Genomic DNA, 6,229 nt, shown 5'->3' on the forward strand with positions numbered 1-6,229 from the left:
AGGAGTCAGGAGTCAGGAGTCAGGAGGAGATTTGAAAATTTCTTTGCCATCTCTTGAAATCCCAAAAAATGCACACTTTTTCCGGTATACCCTTCAAAACCCTTGCACTTTTTTCCTGTTTATCAGCCTCTAACCTTTGATTTACGAGTATTTTGGGTTTATTCAGCAACCCCTAGTTAGTTCTCAGGGAATGGGGAATGGGGAATGAGGAATTGGGAACAGGTAGAAAGTTATTCTCCCACCTTATCACCAATTACCCATTCAAAACCCAGCACTGTGGATACTCTTGGCAGTCAACCGATAAACAAAGGCTTTGAGTACAAACTCAGGCAAAGCCAGCATTCGTCGCCAACGCCAAGGCTCTTGAGACAAACGATACAACCATTCTAAATTGTTATTTGCCAACCAACGGGGAGCGCGAGTTTTTCTCCCAGACCAGATATCAAAACTACCACCAACCCCGATCCAAATTGCTTGAGGACAGAAATGGCGGTTTTTAGCGATCCATAACTCTTGACGTGGTACACCTAAACCCACAAATATTACTTGTGGTTGCAATTGAGTTAAAGTCTGCTGTAGTATTTGTTCTTCTTCTGGGGAATGATACCCAGAGTGAGTCCCTACTATATTCAAATCTGGAATTTGCTCCTGCCAGAACTTTGCGGCATTTGCAGCTACTCCCGTAGCTCCTCCATAGAAAAATATTTTGGTGTCTGTTTTTTGTTGAGCGATTTCTTGTAACAATTTTTCTGCTAATTCAATTCCTGGACAACGTTTTACTTTTTGCCTGAATAAATACTGCAAATACAAGACTACCCCTGCTCCATCTGGAATCACCAGATCAGCATTTTGAATTACTTCTGCTAGGGAGCGATTACGCTCTGCTTGCATAGTCATTTCTGCATTAAGCGTGACTACATGAGTTCCCCTACCTTCTTGGAGGCATTCTAGCAACCAGTTGGGATAGTTTGTCATCACATGAACTGGTAAACCTAATACTGAAAATTTTGTATCTAATTTATACATAGTAGATTCTTATGAGATTTACACTAAATTATTTAGAAGCTTAGTTTATCAAATTTTTTCCCAGACGGATTGTAAATATCAGCTTACTTTTTGCACCATTCTTCTTTGGCTTAAAAATCATCGGTTTACCAGACAAGGATGGTATGAAGAGTAGTAGGCTTTGCGTTATGGAATCGTGGGCTATTAACTGCTAATAAGTGATATCATGTACAGCTAATTACTAAAAATCAATAGTTTTTTCCTGTTCATTGTGAAGAGTTACCTGCCATAAATAAAAGTATCTAAAAATATGGTCAGATATGACTGAGAAAGAGGTAAAAAAGCTTAAACTCATGGTGGTAGATGATGAGCCAGACAATCTGGACTTGCTCTACCGCACTTTTTGGCGAGACTTTAAAGTATATAAAGCCATTAATGCCCATGATGCTTTGGCAATTTTAGATCAGGTGGGGGAGATGGCTATAATTATTTCTGACCAAAGAATGCCAGATATCAACGGGACTGAATTTTTCAGTCGGACAGTGGAACGTTTTCCCGACACAATTCGTATTTTACTGACTGGTTTTACGGATGTTGAAGATTTGGTGGATGCAATTAACTCTGGTCAGGTGTTCAAGTACATCACTAAACCTTGGAAACCTGAACAACTCAAGACATTAGTTGAGCAGGGACGGGATACTTATACTTTAGTTAAAAAGCGTACAAGAGAACTCCGCCATGCTCTGAAAAGAGAATCTTTATTTAATGCTGTAACCACAGCAATTCGAGAATCTTTGGACTATGACAGCAGCTTACAAAAGATTGTGGTAACTATTGGACAAACATTTGCTGCTACCAGTTGTGTATTGAGAATAGTAGAGGGCGATCGCCTGACACAAAACCAGTTTTCCTATCATGCTCCTCACTCCTTAGAAATCACCCCACCTCTAGACTCTATCCCTTTAATTACAGAAGTTCTCCACACCCAAAAATATCAATTAGCTCAAGATACTTATGATCAAAATCCTTATCACTACCTAGTTGTACCTTTTAGCTACCAGCAGCACTTACTAGCTGTAATGACTTTTTATCAATGGGGAAGTCAACAACCTTGGCAAGATGAAGATATCCAACTAATTACAGGTGTGGCAGAACAAGCAGCTTTAGCCCTCTCCCAAGCTAAACTCTACCAAAGTCTGCAAGAAAAACAACAGCAAATCCGGGTTGAACTGCAATTAGCCCGCCAAATTCAAAACAATCTGCTCCGTCAAACCTTACCAAAAATTGATGGTGTAAAAATACAAGCTTGCTGTCACCCAGCACGGGAAGTAGGAGGAGATTTTTTTGAAGTTTTTGTCCATCCTCAAGGTGATTTGTGGCTGGCTGTGGGTGATGTTTCCGGTAAAGGTGTACCAGCGGCTTTATTTATGGCCAGTGCTATTTCTCTGTTGCGTCGGGAATTATCTCACGAATCGCCAGCGGAGCCGCATATTGTGATGCAAAATCTCAACTATGCTCTAGCTGATGACTTAATCAGTAACAATTATTTTATTACTCTTGTTATTGCATCTTATAACAGAACTACCCAGGAACTTGTCTATGCTAATGCCGGTCACATTTATCCTCTCTTGTGGTCGAAACCAGTAACTTTAGCTACTCAACCCCATTACCTCAAAGTCCGTAGCGTTCCCCTGGGTATTTTACCCCAATGGCAAGCACAGTCAGGGCGCTTAATTCTCTCTCCTGGAGATACCCTACTATTAGCTAGTGATGGAATTACAGAAGCTAAAGTATCAATAAATTCAAAAGGTTCTATAAAAACTGATAGTAGCACTACACCTAATAACTTTTCTATGCTCAAGCAAGAAGGTATTTGGCAACTTATACAAGAGCAGTTTCAACCTTTATCTCTTGAAAATTTACTCACTCGTATTCAAACAAATAATCCTGTGCAAGAAGATGACCAAACTCTACTTTCCCTGGAGGTTTTGTAACTAATGAAAAGTGAGCTTCATGTGCCAAGTGACTTGATTTTTGTCAATATTGTCGAAACTTGGTTGCTAGGATGCTTGAAAATCCATCTGGGAGACTCTGTAGATTGGTCAGAACAATCAGGTCGTCTGCGTTTAGCATTGGTTGAAGCATACACTAATGCTGTACGTCATGCTCACAAAGATCAGCCTGGCTCGCCAATTTTACTGCGTTTGGAACTCAATGATTGCAAGTTGGCGCTCGAAATTTGGGACTATGGTCAAGGTTTTGATATATCTACCTACTTTCCTCCCCATCCTAGTCAAAAACAAGAAGGTGGTTATGGGTGGTTAATTATGAATCGTCTCATGGATAAAGTAGAGTATCGTTTGCAGGTTAATGGTGCTAATTGTCTCAAGCTGGAAACTACTATACCCAAACAGGTTAACTGACCGGAAATTTTAGATTTTAGATTTTAGATTAACAAATTTGGTACGCTCCCCTGTCCTTCAGGACGAGAAAATACTCGCTGCGCTGCGTCCGCTTCGCTAACGTAAATCCAAAATCGAATGATCAGCTTTTGGCTGACAACTTTGGTAAGTTATTAAGAAATATGAAGAAAATTAATAACTTTTGCTAAATTTATTTGATTTATTAGTGATATTTATCAAATAATTTAAGATACAAGGCTGCTTTGCAAAATTAGGAACCCGGTTTGGGTAATCAAAGAGCCTGAAGTTGATACTAAATTCATCACCTTGCTTATGAAACCTTTATTTTGCCTATCACCCCGCTATCGTCTTGATGATGAATCTCGTTGGTTAGAAGGTATTGATCCTAGTCGTCACTACTGGATTGCGGTGAATGGAGAGAAAAAGGTAACATTAGCTCTGCCAGGGTTAATAGTTTCTTCGATTGAAGAGTTTAAGCAGGTGATTCGCAAGTTTCGTTCTTTACAACCAGGCGAAATCTTGAATCTAGCCAGAATTTCTAGCCGTTGTTTAATTCGCTGTATTGCTACTAATTGCTATGCTGTAGAAGCAGAAGTCAATAATGCTCCTGTTTGTCATCTTTTTGACCAAGAAACTTTAGAAAGTTTGTTAATGACAGCACATCCAGACTGGCAATGTGCGCCATCAGATATTGAGTTAGGTAGAAGATTGTTGTTGCGTTCTTTAGCACAACCAAGTTTTAGTAAGAGTTAATGCACTTACATATATATTAAACCAAAAAAGGCACACATCCTCGAATTATCAAGAAATCGAGGATTTTGATGTTAGAGGATTTTTTAAAAGTCTCTCATGATGTATCAAATATTTTCATATCCCCCTAAATCCCCCTTGAAAAGGGGGACTTTAAAGAATTTAGCCCTGCTTTTTAAGGGGGGTTGGGGGGATCAATCAGTGTCATTGATGACAATAAAACACTTTTGAAACAACCTCTTAAATGCTCCCAAACTCTTTGATCTCCTCAGCCTCAAAAAAAGGAATTTTTGGTGAAAACCCCAGTTATATTCTAGAGGAAATTAGGCAATAGATTCAGATAATCGCTGTTCTATCCAAGAGTTAAGGCTTTTACCTTCCTGTCTAGCTTTTATTGCAATTGTTTTGTGCAATTGAGGATTAATTCTCACTACAAATTTACCTGAAAATGGCTTATCTGGTTCTTCACCGCGTTGTTTGCAAAATGCTAAATAATCATCTACTGAATCTTGAAATGCTTTTTTTAATTCCTCTACACTACTGCCTTGAAATGTAATTACATCTCTAATATTAATAACTTCACCGTGAAAAATTGCCGCTTGATCATCAAATTCTACTACTGCTTCATAACCTTTATATTTCATCATTATTGAACCCTGCTTCTAAGAGAAAACGTCGTATAGATTTAACAGCACCTTTGTCTGTTTCTTTTTCAGGATGTGGCCTATGGAAAACTGACCTTACCCCATTGAGAGCAATTCTTACTCTTGAACCAGAACCCTCTGTGATTTCTGCTCCCAGTGCTAAAAACAAACTTTCCACATCAGTTCAAGGTATGTTTGCTCTGACTGGGTTCTCAAAAATGTCTTGGAGTGTTTTTTGGTGTTTGTTGTTTAGTTCCATTTATATAGTATCACTCTATGATACTATTATCAATTAATATGTGTACATATTGACAAGAATTTTAGTTTGCGTGAGCAGTGGGAAAGGTTAACAGCTATTTTCAGCCCATACTCTGAGATAAGTATAAAAAATATAACTATTTTCAGAAAATATACTACTAGCTTAGAAAAATTACACTTTGTTAAAATGTGTAAAACTTATACAGGCTCTATTTCATGATTACTTTACTCAACGATGCCCTAACGCTGACATACAACCAACTGAGCGTCTTTTCTAGTTTAAATATTTTCTGGCAGGTTTTAGAAACGGCTTTTGGTACGCAATACAACCGTAGTTTTGCGGAAATTCTGCGTTTACAGTGGCAAGCAGGTGATTTTAGTCAACTTCCGCAAATTGAGATTCTTGATAGTAGCATTCTGGGAACTGCTAACGGCGCTTATGCAAGTAGCACGAATAAGATTTATTTATCAAATACCTTTGTTGCTAATGCTACATCAGCAGATATTAGTAGAGTTTTATTAGAGGAAATTGGGCATTTTGTGGATGCTCAAATTAATACCTCAGATAGTGCTGGAGATGAAGGGGCGATTTTTGCGGAGTTGGTACTGGGTAATAGTTTGGATGCTGCAACCTTAGAGGTTTTGAAGGGTGAGGATGATACAGCAATTATTGAGGTGAATGGGGAAAGTGTTTTAGTAGAGCAGCAGAATTTTCCAGGAACGTCAGGTAATGACAATATTACGGGAACATCGGGTGATGATGTCATTCAAGGATTAGGAGGTAATGATACACTTTCTGGGTTAGGTGGAAATGATCAATTATTCGGAGGATCAGGTTCTGATAGCCTAACAGGAGGCTCAGGTAAAGATCAATTTGTTTTAGAATATTTCTCATATTCTGATTATGCCCAAGACCAAGATATAGTTAGTGATTTTATCAAGGGAGAAGACCAAATTGATGTCAGAACTATTGGTATTAGTGACTATAACACTATCTTAGCTCTGACTAGTGATGATATTGACGCTAATGCCTTAATAACCACCCGTTATTCTAACTATTATGCGGCTGGTTATTATCGCCTCAAAATTAATGGTATTAGCAAAACTCAACTGCAAGCCACTGATTTTAATTTTAATACCACGATTGCA

7 protein-coding genes are annotated in these 6,229 nt (G+C 38.5%); 4 read left to right on the forward strand and 3 right to left on the reverse strand.

The window, feature by feature from the left end; all coding sequences use genetic code 11:
- Positions 1–261: 261 nt before the first annotated feature.
- A complete protein-coding gene (locus PN497_RS18215) occupies positions 262–1,026 on the reverse strand; it encodes a WecB/TagA/CpsF family glycosyltransferase (RefSeq protein ID WP_096572441.1) in 765 nt (254 codons plus the stop codon).
- Positions 1,027–1,325: 299 nt separating this feature from the next.
- On the opposite strand from PN497_RS18215, the gene PN497_RS18220 reads away from it, so the two are divergent.
- From PN497_RS18220 to PN497_RS18230, 3 genes are all read left to right on the forward strand, one after another.
- Entirely contained in the window at positions 1,326–2,999 is a 1,674-nt protein-coding gene (locus PN497_RS18220; RefSeq protein ID WP_096572442.1) for a SpoIIE family protein phosphatase, read from the forward strand.
- Between the two features lie 3 nt (positions 3,000–3,002).
- Entirely contained in the window at positions 3,003–3,428 is a 426-nt protein-coding gene (locus PN497_RS18225) for an ATP-binding protein (protein ID WP_096572443.1), read from the forward strand.
- 312 nt (positions 3,429–3,740) lie between these two features.
- Positions 3,741–4,181, forward strand: a complete 441-nt coding sequence (locus PN497_RS18230; RefSeq protein ID WP_096572444.1) for a hypothetical protein — start codon at positions 3,741–3,743, stop codon at positions 4,179–4,181.
- A gap of 320 nt (positions 4,182–4,501) precedes the next feature.
- On the opposite strand, the gene PN497_RS18235 is transcribed toward PN497_RS18230, so the two are convergent.
- On the reverse strand, positions 4,502–4,825 hold the full coding sequence (locus PN497_RS18235) for a type II toxin-antitoxin system HicB family antitoxin (RefSeq protein ID WP_199301855.1): 324 nt from the start codon (positions 4,823–4,825) through the stop codon (positions 4,502–4,504).
- Positions 4,812–5,000 (reverse strand): type II toxin-antitoxin system HicA family toxin, encoded by a 189-nt coding sequence (locus tag PN497_RS18240; RefSeq protein ID WP_334310670.1) that lies wholly within the window; start codon positions 4,998–5,000, stop codon positions 4,812–4,814. Before PN497_RS18240 ends, PN497_RS18235 begins: the two co-directional genes overlap by 14 nt.
- A gap of 296 nt (positions 5,001–5,296) precedes the next feature.
- On the opposite strand from PN497_RS18240, the gene PN497_RS18245 reads away from it, so the two are divergent.
- On the forward strand, positions 5,297–6,229 hold a 933-nt coding region (locus tag PN497_RS18245; protein ID WP_409349335.1), incomplete at its 3' end, for a calcium-binding protein.

It is taken from the genome of Sphaerospermopsis kisseleviana CS-549 (assembly GCF_028329225.1).
GTDB lineage: Bacteria > Cyanobacteriota > Cyanobacteriia > Cyanobacteriales > Nostocaceae > Sphaerospermopsis > Sphaerospermopsis kisseleviana.